Annotated in this window: 1 protein-coding gene; it reads left to right on the top strand. The window is 47.5% G+C overall.

The window, feature by feature from the left end; translation table 11 throughout:
- Positions 1-503, top strand: a 503-nt coding sequence (locus A3756_RS03640) for a cbb3-type cytochrome c oxidase subunit I (RefSeq protein ID WP_197481147.1), incomplete at both ends; no start/stop codon positions are given.

Raw genomic sequence — 503 nt, forward strand, 5'->3', positions numbered from 1 at the left:
TAGTGCTCTATTTGCTACATCGTTTTATGTGGTGCAGCGGACTTGCCAAGCACGCCTGGTCTCGGACACCCTCGCGTCATTCATGTTCTGGGGCTGGCAAGCGGTCATCGTTCTAGCAGCGATCACTTTGCCACTAGGCATTACTAGCGCAAAAGAATACGCAGAGCTTGAGTGGCCGATCGATATTCTAATCACCTTAGTTTGGATAGCCTATGGCGTCCTCTTTTTTGGTACCATAATGAAGCGTAAGACCAAGCACATTTATGTTGCAAATTGGTTCTATGGCGCATTTATTATCACTGTCGCGATTCTACACATCGGGAATAGCATGGCCATTCCAGTCACGTTCTGGAAGTCCTACTCTGCTTACGCAGGTACTGTCGATGCGATGATGCAGTGGTGGTATGGCCATAATGCTGTTGGTTTCTTCCTGACGGCAGGCTTCTTGGGCATTATGTACTACTTCGTTCCTAAACAGACTGGCAAGCCAGTTTATTCTTACA

It is taken from the genome of Oleiphilus sp. HI0086 (assembly GCF_001635225.1).